The organism is Nonomuraea sp. LPB2021202275-12-8 (assembly GCF_037044575.1).
Taxonomy (GTDB): domain Bacteria; phylum Actinomycetota; class Actinomycetes; order Streptosporangiales; family Streptosporangiaceae; genus Nonomuraea.
Window position 1 is genome coordinate 64,409 of sequence record NZ_JBAHWD010000011.1, and the last position, 16,460, is coordinate 80,868.

General features: G+C 70.6%; 16 protein-coding genes. 9 read left to right on the top strand and 7 right to left on the bottom strand.

Annotated features, from left to right (window positions below):
- Positions 1-28: 28 nt before the first annotated feature.
- The 7 genes from V5E28_RS21690 to V5E28_RS21720 form a co-directional block, all read right to left on the bottom strand.
- A complete protein-coding gene (locus tag V5E28_RS21690; protein WP_336208829.1) occupies positions 29-1,207 on the bottom strand; it encodes an alanine racemase in 1,179 nt (392 codons plus the stop codon).
- Positions 1,208-1,266: 59 nt separating this feature from the next.
- Positions 1,267-2,961 (bottom strand): endo-1,4-beta-xylanase, encoded by a 1,695-nt coding sequence (locus tag V5E28_RS21695; RefSeq protein WP_336208830.1) that lies wholly within the window; start codon positions 2,959-2,961, stop codon positions 1,267-1,269.
- 166 nt (positions 2,962-3,127) lie between these two features.
- A complete protein-coding gene (locus V5E28_RS21700) occupies positions 3,128-3,529 on the bottom strand; it encodes a VOC family protein (RefSeq protein WP_336208831.1) in 402 nt (133 codons plus the stop codon).
- A gap of 100 nt (positions 3,530-3,629) precedes the next feature.
- Positions 3,630-3,836 carry a hypothetical protein gene (locus V5E28_RS21705; RefSeq protein WP_336208832.1) on the bottom strand — a complete coding sequence of 69 codons (207 nt, stop codon included), beginning with the start codon at positions 3,834-3,836 and terminating at the stop codon, positions 3,630-3,632.
- 2 nt (positions 3,837-3,838) lie between these two features.
- Positions 3,839-4,471: a TIGR00645 family protein gene (locus V5E28_RS21710; protein WP_336208833.1), complete on the bottom strand. Its 633-nt coding sequence runs from the start codon at positions 4,469-4,471 to the stop codon at positions 3,839-3,841.
- On the bottom strand, positions 4,472-4,609 hold the full coding sequence (locus tag V5E28_RS21715) for a hypothetical protein (protein WP_336208834.1): 138 nt from the start codon (positions 4,607-4,609) through the stop codon (positions 4,472-4,474).
- Positions 4,610-4,749: 140 nt separating this feature from the next.
- Positions 4,750-4,956, bottom strand: a complete 207-nt coding sequence (locus V5E28_RS21720; protein WP_336208835.1) for a hypothetical protein — start codon at positions 4,954-4,956, stop codon at positions 4,750-4,752.
- A gap of 240 nt (positions 4,957-5,196) precedes the next feature.
- On the opposite strand from V5E28_RS21720, the gene V5E28_RS21725 reads away from it, so the two are divergent.
- From V5E28_RS21725 to nrfD, 9 genes are all read left to right on the top strand, one after another.
- Entirely contained in the window at positions 5,197-6,288 is a 1,092-nt protein-coding gene (locus V5E28_RS21725) for an ABC transporter ATP-binding protein (protein ID WP_336208836.1), read from the top strand.
- Positions 6,281-7,405: an ABC transporter ATP-binding protein gene (locus V5E28_RS21730; RefSeq protein WP_336208837.1), complete on the top strand. Its 1,125-nt coding sequence runs from the start codon at positions 6,281-6,283 to the stop codon at positions 7,403-7,405. The genes V5E28_RS21725 and V5E28_RS21730 overlap by 8 nt, the downstream gene beginning before the upstream one ends.
- Positions 7,402-8,310: a carbohydrate ABC transporter permease gene (locus V5E28_RS21735; RefSeq protein ID WP_336208838.1), complete on the top strand. Its 909-nt coding sequence runs from the start codon at positions 7,402-7,404 to the stop codon at positions 8,308-8,310. Before V5E28_RS21730 ends, V5E28_RS21735 begins: the two co-directional genes overlap by 4 nt.
- A gap of 8 nt (positions 8,311-8,318) precedes the next feature.
- A complete protein-coding gene (locus V5E28_RS21740) occupies positions 8,319-9,146 on the top strand; it encodes a carbohydrate ABC transporter permease (protein ID WP_336208839.1) in 828 nt (275 codons plus the stop codon).
- 3 nt (positions 9,147-9,149) lie between these two features.
- The gene (locus V5E28_RS21745; RefSeq protein ID WP_336208841.1) at positions 9,150-9,425 is read left to right on the top strand and encodes a DUF2160 domain-containing protein; all 276 of its coding nucleotides are present in this window, start codon (positions 9,150-9,152) and stop codon (positions 9,423-9,425) included.
- 14 nt (positions 9,426-9,439) lie between these two features.
- Positions 9,440-11,230: an ABC transporter substrate-binding protein gene (locus V5E28_RS21750; protein WP_336208842.1), complete on the top strand. Its 1,791-nt coding sequence runs from the start codon at positions 9,440-9,442 to the stop codon at positions 11,228-11,230.
- Positions 11,231-11,312: 82 nt separating this feature from the next.
- Positions 11,313-14,537 carry a formate dehydrogenase gene (gene fdh / locus V5E28_RS21755; protein WP_336208843.1) on the top strand — a complete coding sequence of 1,075 codons (3,225 nt, stop codon included), beginning with the start codon at positions 11,313-11,315 and terminating at the stop codon, positions 14,535-14,537.
- 4 nt (positions 14,538-14,541) lie between these two features.
- Complete coding sequence (locus V5E28_RS21760) at positions 14,542-15,387, top strand: 4Fe-4S dicluster domain-containing protein (RefSeq protein WP_336208844.1); 846 nt, start codon at positions 14,542-14,544, stop codon at positions 15,385-15,387.
- The gene (gene nrfD, locus V5E28_RS21765; RefSeq protein ID WP_336208845.1) at positions 15,384-16,421 is read left to right on the top strand and encodes an NrfD/PsrC family molybdoenzyme membrane anchor subunit; all 1,038 of its coding nucleotides are present in this window, start codon (positions 15,384-15,386) and stop codon (positions 16,419-16,421) included. The genes V5E28_RS21760 and nrfD overlap by 4 nt, the downstream gene beginning before the upstream one ends.
- Positions 16,422-16,460 lie beyond the last annotated feature (39 nt).

Below are 16,460 nucleotides of genomic sequence, written 5' to 3' on the forward strand. Positions count from 1 at the left end.
CGCGTCGAGTCCCCCATGTCAGGACCGGTTACCTACCCGGCGACGGCTCGCTCGACGCCTGCGGCTCGTCCAGGTAGTGGAACGACGGCTCGGGGTGCATGAGGAAGTCGTGGTGGGACAGGTTCCAGGCGTAGGCGCCGGCCAGGCCGAACGCGACGAGGTCGCCGACGCGCAGCCCGGCGACCTCGGCGTGGCGGTTGAGCACGTCCTTGGGGGTGCACAGCTGCCCGACGAGGGTCACGGCGCCCGTCAGCGCGGGACCGGCCGCCGCGTGGCTCAGGACGGTGAAGGGCTGGTCGTGCCCCCTGGCCACGGGGGTGCGCAGGTGGTGGGTCCCGCCGCGGAGCACGGCGTAGTGGCGGCCGTGGTTGCGCTTGATGTCCAGGACGTCGGTGACGTACCAGCCGTGGTAGGCGGTGAGCGAGCGTCCCGGCTCGATCCGCAGCCGAGCCTGGCCGCCGAGCCCGGACAGGGCGGCGCCGTAGGCGTTCCAGTCGAACAGGGCGCGCGGGTCCGCGTAGTCGACGCCCATGCCGCCGCCCAGGTCGAGCTCGGGCTCGGCGATCTGGGGCAGGTGGGCGCGCAGCCAGGGCAGCGCCCAGGCGGTCACGCGGCCGGCCAGCCCGGCCATCGCCCGCGCGTCCTCGCGCGCCCAGGTCAGGTGGGTGTGGATGCCGCGGGGCCTGATCCGGGGCGCATCGCGCAGCAGCCGCACGCAGGCGTCCAGGCCGTCGGGGTCCATGCCGAAGGGGCTGCTCACCGCCTGCCGGGTGCCCTCGCCCGGCAGGTCCGGGTTGGCCCGCAGCAGCACGTCCGCCCGGGCGCCGGTGGCGATCAGGCGGGCCAGCTCGGTCGGGCTCTCCACGTGCAGCCGTTCGACGCCGAGTTCCAGGGCCAGCGCGAGCTCCGCGCCGGTCTTGCCGGGACCGCTGAACGCCACCCGCGCCTCCGGCAGCAGGCCGCGCACGTGGGCCAGCTCGCCGCCGGAGGCCACCTCGAACCCGTCGACGAAGGGGCGCAGCGCGCGCAGGATCTCGGCGGCGGGATTGGCCTTGACCGCGTAGAACACCTCCGCGGCCCCGGCCATCGCCGCCCGGACGGCGGCGGCGTGGCCACGTAACCCTGGTAGGTCGTGGACGTAGGCGGGCAGGTCACCCGCCGACGCCAGCCGCGCCGCCGCCGCTCGCACCCGATCTGCCGGCCTCACGCACCACCCCTTGTACGGATTTACAGGGACTTGTACGGAGACCGTACGTGACGGGCCTGTCAGGGTGCGGAACAGGTGTAGCCGGAGGGGGTCTGGGTGTTGCCGCCGGGCCTGCTCGCCTGGAAACCGAAGCTGGTGCTCGCCCCGGTGGCCAGAGTGCCGTTGTAGCCCAGGCTCTTGGCGGTGACCGTCTGCCCGCTGGTGGTCAGGGTGGCGTTCCAGGAGCCGGTCACGGTGTGGCCGGCGGGCAGGGTGAAGGTGACCGTCCAGCCGTTGGTGGGGGCGGTTCCGGTGTTGGTGACCGTCACGGGCTGCACCACGTAGCCGTTGTTCCACTGGGTCTGCACGGTGCCGGTCGCGGTGCACGGCCCGCCGGGGCCGCCGCCGCCCGTGGTGGTGGTGAAGGTGGCCGTGGCCGACGGGGTGGACAGGTTGCCGGCGCCGTCACGGGCGCGCACGTACACCTGGTACTGGGTGTTCGCGCTCAGGCCGGTCAGGGTGACGGAGGCGGTGGAGCTCTGCCCGAGCTGCGGGTCGGTGCTGCCCTGCTCGCGGTAGACGGTGTAGCCGGCCAGCCCGCTGCCGCCGGAGTCTGTCGAGGCCGTCCACGTCAGCGTGGCCGAACTGGCGGTGATGTTCGTCGCGGCGGGGGGGCCGGGGGCGGTCGGCGGGGTGGTGTCGGTGCTGGTGCCGCCCGCCAGCGCGTCGTGCACGGCGGTGTACGAGGGCTTCTGCTGGTAGCTCTCGTTGTAGATCAGCGCGGCGCCCTGGCCGGAGAAGGTGTCGGGCACCCACGAGTACTTGTCGGTGAACCCCCAGATCGTCACGCCCGCGCAGGCGGTGACGGCTAGGCAGGCGTTCACCACGTTGCGGTAGTAGGTGGCCTGTGTGGCGTCCTTCGCGGAGTCCCTGGGCATCTGCATGCGCACGTCCAGCTCGGTGATCCGGACCTGGACGCCGAGGTCGGCGAAGCGCTGCAGGTTCTGCTGGAGGTCGTTCGGGAAGCCGTACTGGATGGCGAGGTGCCCCTGGAAGCCGACGCAGTCGACGGGCACGCCCTGCTGACGCAGCGACGAGACCAGGTTGTACATGGCGGTGCTCTTGGCGTTGATCCCCTCGACGTTGTAGTCGTTGATGCACAGCCGGGCGTCGGGGTCGGCGGCGCGGGCGGCGCGGAAGGCGTCGGCGATGTAGCTCTGGCCGAGCGTGTTGTACCAGAACGAGGTGCGCAGGTTGCCGTTGTCGTCGAAGACCTCGTTCACCACGTCCCAGGAGACCAGGGCCGGGTTGTCGGCGTAGCGGCCGGCGACCTGGCTGATGTGGTTCTGCATGGCGGTGCGCATGGCGGTGGCGCCGAGGTTCTGCACCCAGCTCGGGGTCTGGCTGTGCCAGACGAGGGTGTGCCCGTGCACCTGCTGGTTGTTCTGGGTGGCGAAGTCGACGATGGCGTCGGCGCCGGAGAAGTTGAACTGGCCCTGGCTGGGTTCGGTGGCGTCCCACTTCATCGCGTTCTCGGCGGTGATCTGGCTGAACTCGGTGGCCGCGATGGTGCGGTACTGGGTCTCGTTGGACAGCGGGCCGGTGGCCAGCGCGGTGCCGATGAACTTGCCGCGACCCGCGGCGTGCTGGCGCAGCGGCGCCGAGGCGTCTGCGGGGGTGACCGGCAGCAGGAACACGGCGAGCAGGCCCAGCAGGGCGGTCGCCGCGAGAGTCCTGATCCGGGCCCCGGGTCTGATGAGCGATGACGAAAGCACGAGCACCTACCTCCGGAAGCGTGCCATGACTCGATCCCGAAAATTTCGACCTCTTGGGATCCATCCGGACGGTATTGACATGCTGGATAACGGGTCAATCCGAGAAGCAGGCAGGCACCGTTAGGGCAGGTGGGAGTCTGAAATTATCGGCGAATTCGTGAAACTTTCATGATGCCTGGCGGATCCAGAGGCAGAACGGGTGTCCCGCCGGGTCCAGGTAGACCCGCACGTCGTCCTGCGGCTGGAAGGCGGCGAGCACGGCCCCCGCCTCGGCCGCCCACGCTCCGGCGACGGCGAGATCCTCGACCTCGATGTCCAGGTGCGCCATCATCGCCTGATCTCCGGGACCGGCGGGCCAGACGGGGCGGACGTAGCGCTCCTCGGTCTGGAAGGACAGTCCCGCGCCGCCTCCCGGCGCGCGGAGCGTCACCCAGTCCGGCTCGTCGTCGTCGATCTCCCAGCCGAGCAGCCGCACGTAGAAGCCGGCCAGCGCGCGCGCGTCGGGCGCGTCGAGGACGGTGCTGGAGAGCCGGAACGAGGGGCGCCGCGACCGGCCGGAAGAGTCCATGTGCCCATCATGCTGAAAACCGCGCGTGCCCGCCCCGCTGGGGGAACTGGGGGCGGGCACGGTCCCGGAGGGTACCCGGCCTTCCGGGAGAACTGGGCGGTCAGGCGTCGTCGTCGGACACCCGGGAGGCGTCCGCGCAGGCGCTGGATCCGCTGCTGAACACCGGCAGCGTGCTCCCGCAGGTGCTCACCGGCGCCGAGACGGGCTCGACGATCTCGTCGTTGAAGATGATCAGGTCGCCGACCAGGGGCGGGGCCGGCTTGCCGGCCTGTGCGCAGGCGGGAGCGGCGAGGGAGAGCAACCCCACGATCACGCCACCGATACCCGTGGTGACGGCGAGGCGTTTGCCGGTGCGCCCGGCAGGTCCGTCTGCTGCCCGGAGCTCTCCGGACGCCCACCCAGCATGATCCGGTCGATCATGGCCAGCGCCACCGCCGAGACGATGAAGGTCAGGTGGATGAGTGTCTTCCATAGCAGCTCCCTGTCGGTCACGGCCGGCCGCGCGGCGTTGATGAAGATCTGGAGAAGGTGGATGGAGGAGATCCCGATGATGGCCATGGCGAGCTTGACCTTGAGCACGTTGGCGTTGACGTGCGAGAGCCACTGGGGCTGGTCGGGATGCCCCTCGATGCGCAGCCGCGAGACGAAGGTCTCGTAGCCGCCGACGATCACCATGATGAGCAGGTTGGAGATCATCACCACGTCCACGAGGCCGAGCACGATCAGCATGACGGTGGTCTCCGCGGGTGTGCCGCCGAAGCCGAGCTGCACGAGGTGGATCAGCTCGGCCATGAACCGCCACACGTAGACCACCTGGGCGACGATGAGCCCCATGTAGAGGGGCGCCTGGATCCAGCGGCTCAGGAACATGACATAGCCGAGTCGCCGCACCGGACTCCGGAAGCCGGCCGGCGCGGCGGCGACGGGCTGTAGCTGGTGCATCTACGACGTGAGCACGTTCACGTGCTGGATGACGGCCTCCACGCCGAGGATCGACGGATCTTCCGCCAGTTGGACCAGCGCGGGCGGGATCGCGACCGCCGCCACGGCGACGGCGGCGATCAGGGCTCGGACGTTCAACGCGACTCCTTCTCTTGCTCTTGCGGTGCCCGCGCGGATCCTGGGGGCGGACCGGGGGCGATCGGGGTGATAGGGCTGGATGCCGGGGTGGCGCGGCGCCCGATTCGCCGCGCCACCCCCGTCCAATGACCGCAGGCCGGTCAGGGCGCCAGGCAGTGAACGGCGGGCACCTCGGAGGGCACCCCGGGAGCGCTGGGGTCGACCAGGGCCGTCAGGTCGGTGGCGGCGCCGGCGAGGCACTCGGGAATCATGAGGGGGTCGACGACGGCGTGGGAGGCGGGGGCGGCGGCCATGAGGAGTCCGCCGGCGACGAGTGCGGCCACGGCTAGGCGACGGGTGCGATGCATGAGCCCTCCTGGGTCTGGTGACGGAAAACCCTCCGCCGATTACTTAGAGTATTGGATCAGTAACGCTGTGTACATAGTCTGGCCATGCTTTCACCTGCGGATTCCCCGGCGGGCCACCCACAACTTCGGCCTTTATCCCATCATGAGGGCCCTTTGCACACCTTTGTGGATCATGTTAGATGGATAAGTAAGATTCCGATCGTCGCGAGAACTGACATGCTCCGGGAAGGACCGGGCACAGTGACGCTGATCATCGATGGCGTCTCCGTACGGCAGCGCGGGGAGATCTGGCTCGACGACATCCGTCTCGAGTTACCGAGCGGCATGACGACGCTTCTCGGGCCGATGGCGGCGGGGAAGACGACGTTGATGCGGGTCGCCGCAGGGCTGTTGCCCCCCGACCGCGGGCGCGTGCTGGTCGGCGGGCGGGACGTCACCTCCGTCTCGGTACGCAAGCGCTCGGTCGCCTTCGTCTACCAGCAGTTCATCAACTACCCCTCGCTGACGGTCCACGAGAACATCGCCTCCCCGCTGCGCCTTGACTCCTCCTTCCCCAGGGGCGACGTCGACCGGCGGGTGCGCGAGGTGGCCGAGCTCATGGGCATCGGCGAGCTGCTCGGGCGCAGGCCCGCAGAGCTGTCGGGTGGCCAGCAGCAGCGGACCGCGATCGCGCGGGCGCTGGCCCGGCCCGCGGACGTGCTGCTGCTGGACGAGCCGCTGGCCAACCTCGACTTCAAGCTGCGCGAGCAGCTCCGGGCCGACCTGAAAAGCATGTTCGCCCAGGCGCCGGGCGTGGTGCTGTACTCCACGGCCGACCCGAACGAGGCGCTGTCCTTCGCGGCGCCCGCGGTGGTGCTGGGCGAGGGCCGGGTGCTGCACACCGGCGACGTGGCCGGCATGTACGCCGAGCCGCCGACGCTGGCGGTCGCCGCCACGCTCAGCGACCCGCCGCTGAACATGCTGCCCGGCGTGGTGCATGACGGCAGGATCGACTGTCTCGGCGCCTCCTTTCCCGCCCCCGGAGCGCATGAGGCCGGACGCGGCGTCATCCTCGGCGTACGCCCGCACCAGGTGAGCATCGAAGGCGGTGGGCCGGGCGTGCTGGCGTTCCCGGCCGAGATCCGGCTCGCGGAGGTGACCGGGAGCTCGACGTTCCTGCACCTGATGCTGGCCGGCGGCAGGCACCTGGTCGCGCACCTGCCGGGGACGCAGCTCTTCGAGCCCGGCGAGCCCGCGACGGCGTTCGTGGATCCGACGCACGTCTTCGTGTTCGACGAGGTCGGCGGCCGGCTGCTCGCCACGTCGGCGGCGGAGGTCGACCTGCATGGCTGACATCCGCCTGGAGGGCGTGGGACACAGCTACGACGGCGGCCGGACGTGGGCGCTGCGGCCGATGACGTGGACGTGGCGCAGCGGCAGGGCGTACGCCCTGCTCGGCCCGAGCGGCTGCGGGAAGACCACGCTGCTCAACATCATCTCTGGCCTGCTCTCCCCCACCGTGGGGCGCGTCTGGTTCGACGACCGCGACGTGACCGGCGTGCCGACCGCGGGACGCAACATCGCGCAGGTCTTCCAGTTTCCGGTGCTGTACGAGGAGATGTCCGTCTACAACAACCTGGCCTTCCCGCTGCGCAACCGCCGCTATCCCGCCGCGGAGGTGGACCAGCGGGTGCGCAGGGTGGCGCAGCTGCTGGGCCTGGAGGAGCACCTGCGGCGCAGGTCGCGGCGGCTGGACCCGGGCCGGCAGCAGATCGTCAGCCTGGGGCGCGGGCTGGTGCGCTCACAGGTGGCGGCGGTGCTGCTGGACGAGCCGCTCACCGTCGTCGACCCGGCCATGAAGTGGACGCTGCGCAGCAAGCTGAAGGAGATCCACCGCGACACCGGGCACACGCTCATCTACGTCACCCACGACCAGACCGAGGCGCTGACCTTCGCCGACGAGGTGGTCGTGCTCAACCAGGGGGCGATCATGCAGGCGGGCGAGCCGAGCGAGCTGTTCCTGTCGCCCGCGCACGAGTTCGTCGGCCACTTCATCGGCTCGCCCGGCATGAACGTGCTGCCGGCCGAGCTGGTGGACGGCGTGGTCAGGGTCGGCGACGCCCCAGTGGGGCGGGCAGTGGGACAGGCGGCGGGAAAGGCGGCGGGCGAGGCGGCGGGCGAGCTGCCGCCGGGCCCGGTGCGCATCGGGGTCCGGCCGGAGTTCGTACGGCTCGACGGCGGCGTGGCCGGGCTGGCGGCGCGGGTGACGGGCGTGGACCGGATGGGCGCCTACAACCTGGTGCACGCGCGGGTGAACGGGCACACGCTGATCGCCAAGACCGACGCCTCCGCCGCCTTCGAGCCCGGCGCCTCGCAGTCACTGCGCTTCGCCGAGGGCCGCGCGTTCCTGTTCAGGGACGCGGTCAGGTGCGGCGTGATCGAGCCGCTGGACGGGAGGGGGGAGGCGTGAGCGAGCGGACGGCGGCCGTCGAGCCGGCCGAGAGCCGGGCCGAGCCCAAACGCAGGAACAACCGGGCCTGGTTCCTGGTGCTGCCCGTCGTCGTGTCGGTCGCGTTCACGGCGGTGATCCCGCTGATGACGGTCGTGAACTTCTCCGTGCAGGACATCTTCAGCCCCAACGACCGGCTCTTCGTCGGGCTGGAATGGTTCCGGTCCGTCTCGCGCGACCCGGAGGTGCGCGCCGCGTTCGTGCGCACGCTGCTGTTCTCGGCGCAGGTGCTGCTGCTGGAGATCCCCCTGGGCGTGGCGCTGGCGGTGTCGATGCCGCGCCGCGGCGTCTGGGTGTCGGTGGCCCTGGTGCTGGTCGCGCTGCCGCTGCTCATCCCGTGGAACGTGGTGGGCACCATCTGGCAGATCTTCGCCCGCCCCGACATCGGGCTCGGCGGCTGGACGATCAACAACGTGCTGGGGATCAACTTCAACTACACCCTGGACGCCACCGACGCCTGGATCACCGTGCTGACCATGGACGTGTGGCACTGGACGCCACTGGTGGCGCTGCTCGCCTACGCCGGGCTCCGCTCGATCCCGGACCCGTACTTCCAGGCGGCGCAGATCGACGGCGCCTCCGCCTGGTCCACCTTCCGCCACATCCAGCTCCCCCGGCTGCGCGGGGTGCTGACGATCGCGATCCTGCTGCGCTTCATGGACAGCTTCATGATCTACACCGAGCCGTTCGTGGTCACGGGCGGCGGGCCGGGCAACGCCACCTCCTTCCTGAGCATCCTGCTGTCGAAGATCGCCGTCGGGCAGTTCGACCTGGGGCCGGCGGGCGCGTTCTCGCTGCTGTACTTCCTGGCCGTGCAGATCGTGTCGTACGTCTTCTTCACCGTACTGACCAGGACCGGGAGGTGAGGGCCGGGATGAGCGCCAGAGGGAGAGCCGGCAGATCACTGCCGTGGGCGCGCACGGTGTTCTGGCTCTACGGCATCACGCTCCTGCTGCCGCTGCTGTGGATGTTCGGCATGTCCATCCGGCCCAACGAGGACATCCTCGGCAGCTTCTCGCTCATCCCCCAGCGCGTGACCTTCGACAACTACGCCACCTTCTTCACGGATCCGGTGTGGTATTCGAGCTATCTGAACTCGATCATCTACACGTCCATGAACGCGGTCATGTCGCTGGTCGTGGCGCTGCCCGCCGCCTACGCCTTCTCCCGGTTCCGCTTCGCCGGGGACAAGCACCTGTTCTTCTGGCTGCTGACGAACCGGATGGCGCCGCCGGCGGTGTTCCTCCTGCCGTTCTTCCAGATCTACCAGGCGGTCGGCCTGTTCGACACGCACCTGGGCGTGGCCATCGCGCACATGCTGTTCAACGTCCCGCTGGCGGTGTGGATCCTCGAAGGGTTCATGTCCGGCATCCCCCGCGAGATCGACGAGACGGCGGCGATCGACGGCTACTCGCTGCCGCGGTTCCTCATCAAGATCTTCCTGCCGATGATCCGCTCGGCGATCGGCGTCACCCTGTTCTTCTGCTTCATGTTCAGCTGGGTCGAGCTGCTCATCGCCAGGACCATCACCTCGGTCAACGCCAAGCCGATCGCGGCCACGATGACGCGCACGGTCAGCGCCGCGGGGGTCGACTGGGGGCTGCTGGCGGCGGCCGGCGTGCTGACGATCGTCCCGGGCGCCATCGTGATCTGGTTCGTCCGTAACTACATCGCCAAGGGTTTCAGCCTGGGGAGGGTCTGACCGGTGTTCGAGTGGATGGTCTGGACCGGCCCGACGGCTCTGGTCTTCATCGGCCTGGCGCTGCTGCTGTGCGGGATGGCGGTCTGGGCCAAGCTCTCCCCGCCGGTGGCCCGGCGGGGGTTCCTGCGCATCGAGACCGATCGGGGGGACCGGCTGTACATCGGCCTCATCAGCGCGGCCGTCGTACTCGCCGGATGGATCGCGGTCACCGACCTGTCCATGTGGCTGGCACTGGCCTGCGCGTTCCTGGTGGCGCTGACGATCGGGTTGTGGGGCTGACGAAGGAGGCGGCTATGCCGTTAAAGCTCGACAGGAAGATCCCCAAGAGGCACCGGAAGGGTGCGGTCTGCCTGGCCGCCCTCGTCCTGCTGGCCTCCGCCTGCTCACAGGGCGGCGGCACGAGCGGCGGCGACTTCCGGGAGGCCGACGCCAAGGCGGCCGCCCAGCGATGGGTGTCCACCCAGTTCACGCCGAGCACGCTGTCCAAGGATCAGCAGCTCGCCGAGATGGACTGGTTCATGAAGGCGGCCGCGCCGTACCGGGGCATGGAGATCAACGTGGTGTCGGAGACGATCACCACGCACGAGTACGAGTCGCAGCAGCTCGCCAAGGCGTTCACCGAGATCACCGGGATCAGGATCAAGCACGACCTGATCCAGGAGGGCGACGTGATCGAGAAGCTGCAGACGCAGATCCAGGGCAACCAGAACATCTACGACGCCTACGTCAACGACTCCGACCTGATCGGCACGCACTCGCGCGGCGACTACGTGCTGCCGCTGTCGGACTACATGACCGGCGAGGGCAAGGCGGTCACCTCGCCCACGCTGGACCTGAACGACTTCATCGGCATCAGCTTCACCACCGGCCCGGACAAGAAGCTGTACCAGCTTCCCGACCAGCAGTTCGCCAACCTCTACTGGTTCCGCTACGACTGGTTCACCGATCCGGACGTCAAGAAGCAGTTCAAGGACGCCTACGGGTACGAGCTCGGCGTGCCGGTCAACTGGGCCGCTTATGAGGACATCGCCGACTTCTTCACCAACAAGGTGAACGGCGACGGCACCGTGGACGGCAAGAAGGTCTACGGCCACATGGACTACGGGCGCAAGGACCCGTCGCTGGGCTGGCGCTTCACCGACTCGTGGCTGTCGATGGCGGGCAACGGCGACCCCGGCATCCCCAACGGCCTGCCGGTGGACGACTGGGGCATCAGGGTGGAGAACTGCCGCCCGGTCGGCTCGTCGGTGACCCGCGGCGGCGACACGAACGGGCCCGCCGCCGTGTACGCGCTCACCAAGTACGTGGACTGGCTGAAGAAGTTCGCGCCGAAGGAGGCGGCCGGGATGAACTTCAGCGAGGCGGGCCCGGTCCCGGCGCAGGGCAACATCGCCCAGCAGATCTTCTGGTACACGTCGTTCACGGCCGACATGACCAAGGAAGGGCTGCCGGTCGTCAACAGCGACGGCACCCCCAAGTGGCGCATCGCGCCGAGCCCGCACGGCACGTACTGGAAGGACGGCAACAAGCTCGGCTACCAGGACGCGGGCTCGTGGACGCTGCTGAAGAACACGCCGAAGGAGCGGCGGGCGGCGGCGTGGCTGTACGCGCAGTTCGTCACCTCCAAGACGGTGTCGCTGAAGAAGTCGATCACCGGTCTGACGTTCATCCGCGACTCCGACATCAACAGCGACTACTTCGCCGACAACGCCGCCAAGTACGGCGGGCTGATCGAGTTCTACCGCGGCCCGGCGCGCAAGCAGTGGACGCCGACCGGGACGAACGTGCCCGACTATCCGAGGCTGGCGCAGCTGTGGTGGCAGAACGTGGCCACCGCCGTCACCGGCGAGACCACCGCGCAGCAGTCCATGGACAACCTGGCCAAGCAGCAGGACGACATCCTGTCTCGGCTGGAGCGGCGCGGCTACGGCGGCGCCTGCGCGCCCAAGCTGAACCAGGAGCGGGACGCCCAGTACTGGTTCGACCAGCCGGGCGCGCCCGCGCCGAAACTGGGCGACGAGCGCGGCAAGCCGGCGACCCTGGACTACGACGAGCTGATAGCCCAGTGGAAGAAGGTCGACTGAACCTCCCTTGACCGGTGCCCCCGGTTTCCCCCTCTGAGCGGTCGGGAAGGAGACCGGCCAGGGGAAATCGGGGGAAACAAGGATGGATATCCCACGCGGCTGGCCGCTGTTGCGGCAACTGGCCGGCAAGGATCGCTTCGGCCGGGGGGCCGCGGTGGAGTCGGCCAGGACGGCCTCCCTGGGGGCGCGCACGGCGAGCGCCGACCGGGTGGTGAAGTCGGTCTGCCCGTACTGCGCCGTGGGCTGCGGGCAGAACGTCTACGTGAGCGACGAGCGGGTCGTCCAGATCGAGGGCGACCCCGACTCCCCCATCAGCCGGGGGCGGCTGTGCCCGAAGGGCGCCGCCACCCTCCAGCTCACCACGGACTCCGGCCGCCAGGATCGGGTGCTGTACCGGCCGCCGCACGCCACCGGCTGGCAGGAGCTCGACCTGGCCACGGCGATGGACATGGTGGCCGACCGGATCATCACCACCCGCCGCGCCACCTGGGAGTGGGAGAGCGACGGCATGCGCACGGCCAGGACCATGGGCATCGCCTCACTCGGCGGCGCCACCCTGGACAACGAGGAGAACTACCTGATCAAGAAGCTGCTGACGGCGCTGGGCGTGGTGCAGATCGAGAACCAGGCCCGTGTCTGCCACAGCTCGACCGTCGTCGGGCTCGGCACGTCCTTCGGGCGCGGTGGCTCCACCACGTTCATGCAGGACCTGCAGCACGCGGACTGCCTGATCATCGAGGGCTCCAACTTCGCCGAGGCCCATCCGGTGGGGTTCCAGTGGGTGATGGAGGCCAAGGCGCGCGGCGCGGTGGTGATCCACGTGGATCCGCGTTTCACCCGCACCAGCGCCATGGCCGACCTGCACGTGCCGCTGCGCGCCGGGACCGACGTGGCCTTCCTCGGCGGCCTGATCAACCACGTGCTGAGCGAGGAGCTCTACTTCCGCGACTACGTGACCGCCTACACCAACGCGGCCACCATCGTCGGCGAGGAATACCGCGGCACCGAGGACCTGGACGGGCTGTTCTCCGGCTTCGACCCCGAGACCCGGCTCTACGACTTCCGCACCTGGCAGTACGAGGGCATGCCGGTGCACTCGGCGTCGGGCGCCCACGACGGCAGGGACACCGCCGAGGGGCCGCCGGGGCGCAGCGAGATGCACGGAGCGGGCGGCGTCACCCTGCACGGCGACCCGGCCCGCGACGAGACGCTGCAGCACCCGCGGTGCGTGATGCAGATCCTGCGTCGCCACTACGCGCGCTACACGCCCGAGATGGTGGAGCGGGTGTGCGGCATCCCGCGCGACGCGTTCGCGCAGGTGTGCCGCCATCTGACGGAGAACTCGGGCCCCGAGCGCACCTCGGCGTTCGTCTACGCGGTCGGCTGGACGCAACACAGCGACGGCTCCCAGTTCATCCGCGCGGCGAGCATCCTGCAACTGCTGCTCGGCAACATCGGCAGGCCGGGCGGCGGCATCCAGGCGCTGCGCGGGCACGCCAGCATCCAGGGCTCCAGCGACATCCCGACGCTGTTCAACCTGCTGCCCGGCTACATCCCGATGCCGTACGCGCACGAGGACGAGAGGCTGGCCGATTTCCTGCGCACCGACGCCGTCACCAAGGGCTACTGGGCCGAGCTGCCCGCCTACCTGGTCAGCCTGCTGAAAGCCTGGTGGGGCCCCGCGGCCGTGCCGGACAACGACTTCCGCTTCGGCTACCTGCCCCGGCTGACCGGCAGCCACAACACCTATGACACCGTGCTGGCGCAGCTGGAGGGCACCTGCAAGGGCTATCTGCTGATGGGCGAGAACCCGGCCGTCGGGTCGGCGAACGCCAGGATGCAGCGGCTCGGCATGGCCGAGCTCGACTGGCTGGTGGTGCGCGACTTCAACCTGATCGAGAGCGCCACCTGGTGGCAGGACGGCCCGGAGATCGAGACCGGCGAGCTGTCCACCGAGGACATCGCGACCGAGGTGTTCTTCTTCCCCGCCGCGTCTCACACGGAGAAGGACGGCAGCTTCACCAACACCAACCGGCTGCTGCAGTGGCACCACAAGGCCGTCCAGCCCTCCGGCGACCGGCGCAGCGACCTGTGGTTCATGTACCACCTGGGGCGGATCATCCGGCAGAAGCTCGCCGGGTCCGACGACCCCATGGACGCCCCCGTGCTCGACCTGACCTGGGACTACCCCACCGAGGGCGAGATCGCGGAGCCGGTCGCCGAGGCGGTGCTCGCCGAGATCAGCGGCCACGACGCCGCCGGCCGGCCGCTGTCGGCCTACACCGAGCTCAGGGACGACGGCTCCACCTCCTGCGGCTGCTGGATCTACTGCGGCGTCTACGCCGACGGCGTCAACCAGGCCGCGCGGCGCAAGCCCGGCCGGGAGCAGGACTGGATCGCCGCCGAGTGGGCGTGGGCGTGGCCGGCCAACCGGCGCCTGCTCTACAACCGCGCGTCCGCCCGGCCCGACGGAAGCCCGTGGAGCGAGCGCAAGAGGCTCGTCTGGTGGGACGAGGCCGCCGGCACGTGGACGGGCTTCGACGTGCCGGACTTCGAGGCGGGCAAGTCGCCCGGTTACAGACCCTCCGGGGGCGCCACCGGCGTGGCGGCGCTGTCGGGCATCGACCCGTTCATCATGCAGGGCGACGGCAAGGGCTGGCTGTTCGCTCCCGCCGGGGTGCTCGACGGCCCGCTGCCCGCCCACTACGAGCCTCAGGACTCCCCCGTGGCCAACGCGCTGTACGGGCGGCAGCGCAACCCGGCGCGCAAGCTCTATCCGCACGAGCTCAACCGCTACCACCCCAGTGGTGACGAGCCCGGCGCGTCGGTCTACCCGTACACCGTCACCACCTACCGACTGACCGAGCACTTCACCGCCGGCGGGATGAGCCGCCACACCCCGTATCTGGCCGAGCTGCAGCCGGAGATGTTCTGCGAGGTGTCGCCCGAGCTCGCGGCCGAGCGCGGGCTCTCGCACGGCGGCTGGGCGACGATCATCACCGCCCGCAACGCCATCGAGGCCAGGGTGCTGGTCACCGAGCGGATGGCGCCGCTGCGCGCCGACGGGCAGGCGGTGCACCAGATCGGGCTGCCGTTCCACTTCGGGCCCAACGGCCTGGCCAGGGGCGACGCGGCCAACGAGCTGTCGTCGATCGCGCTGGACCCGAGCTCGCTCATCCAGGAGGTCAAGGCGCTGTCTGCGGACATCCGCCCCGGCCGCCGCCCGCGCGGGGCCGCCCTGCCTGAGCTGGTCCTGCACTACCGCCGGCGGGCCGGCATCACCGAACGCACCGGAACGGAGGTGTGAGCCGATGGCTCTGCTGGAGGAACCCGCCGCCGAAGGGCGCGTCGGCTTCTTCACCGACACCAGCGTCTGCATCGGCTGCAAGGCGTGCGAGGTGGCGTGCAAGGAGTGGAACGCGGTCCCCGAGGACGGCCTGAACTTCACCGGGATGTCCTACGACAACACCGTGGGGCTCGGCGCGAGCACCTGGCGGCACGTCGCCTTCATCGAGCAGCCGCGCCGGCTGGGCTGCCAGGAGACGGGCCTGGCGACCGCCGCCGAGCTCGCCGGCGAGCCCAGGGAGCCGGACTTCCGCTGGCTGATGGCCTCTGATGTGTGCAAGCACTGCACGCACGCCGCCTGCCTGGACGTGTGCCCGACCGGGGCGCTGTTCCGCACCGAGTTCGGCACCGTGGTGGTGCAGGACGACGTCTGCAACGGCTGCGGCTACTGCGTCCCGGCCTGCCCGTACGGGGTCATCGGCAAGCGCGAGGACGACGGGCGGGTGTGGAAGTGCACGATGTGCTACGACCGGCTCGGGGCCGGTCAGGAGCCGGCCTGCGCCAAGACCTGCCCGACCGACTCCATCCAGTTCGGCGACCTGGCCGAGCTGCGCGAGCGGGCGGAGCACCGGCTGGAGCAGCTGCACCAGGCGGGTACCACGTCGGCCCGGCTGTACGGCCACGACCCCGACGACGGGGTGGGCGGTGCCGGCGCCTTCTTCCTGCTGCTCGACGAGCCCGAGGTGTACGGCCTGCCACCGGACCCGGTGGTGACCACCAGGGACCTGCCCTCGATGTGGAGGCATGCGGCGCTCGCCGCGGCCGGACTGCTCGCCGGCCTCGCGGCGGTGTGCTGGAAGGGGCGCTCATGACGGATCAGTCCAGCCAGACCGATGTCCGGATGGACTCCGATCCCGCGCTGCGGCCGGACCGGGAGGCCACGCCGGGCTCGGCCGGCCGCCGTGACCGCCCGGCAGGTGCGCCGGGGCGCCGGGGTGAGCGGCGCATGGTGCCGAAGGCGGACTTCCGCTCCTACTACGGACTCCCGGTGATCAAGGAGCCCACCTGGCAGGCGCCGGACATCGCCGGCTACCTCTTCCTCGGCGGCCTGGCGGGCGCATCCTCCACGCTGGCCGCCGCGGCCGAGCTCACCGGCCGCCCCCGCCTGGCGCGGGCGGGCAAGGTAGCGGCCCTCGCCGCGGTGAGCGGGTCGCTGTACGCGCTCATCCACGATCTGGGGCGGCCGGAGCGCTTCCACCACATGTTGCGGGTGTTCAAGGTGACCTCGCCGATGAATGTCGGCACCTGGATCCTGACGGGCTACGGGCCGCAGGCCGGGCTGGCCGCGGCGACGGCCGTCACCGGCCTGTTCCCGCGCGCGGGCCGGGCGGCCACCCTCGGGGCCGGGCTGCTCGGCCCGGCGCTCGCCACCTACACCGCCGTGCTGGTCTCCGACACCGCCGTGCCTGCCTGGCACGGCGGCTACCGGGAGATGCCGTTCCTGTTCGCCGGTTCGGCGGCAGCGTCGGCGGGCGGGCTCGGCCTGCTGGCCGCACCGCTCGCCGAGGCCGGGCCGGCCCGCCGCGCCGCCCTGCTCGGCGTCACCGTCGAGGTCGCCGCCGCCAAGCGGATGGAGCGTCGCCTCGGGCCGGTGGCCGAGCCGCTCCGGCGCGGGCGCTCCGGGCGGCTGCTGCGCCTGGGACAGGCGCTGTCCCTCGGCGGAGCGGTGCTCGGCCAGACGGCGGGCCGCCGCAGCCGGGCCGCCGCGGTGGCGGCCGGCGCGGCGCTCCTGGCCGGGTCGCTCTGCACCCGGTTCGGCGTCTTCGAGGCCGGCCTGGCCTCTTCGCGCGACCCGGCGCACACGGTCGGGCCGCAGCGCGCGCGGCTGGAGGCGGAGGGCCGGTGAAACTCGTCGCGTACCTGCCGCTGCTGGCCATCGCGGCAG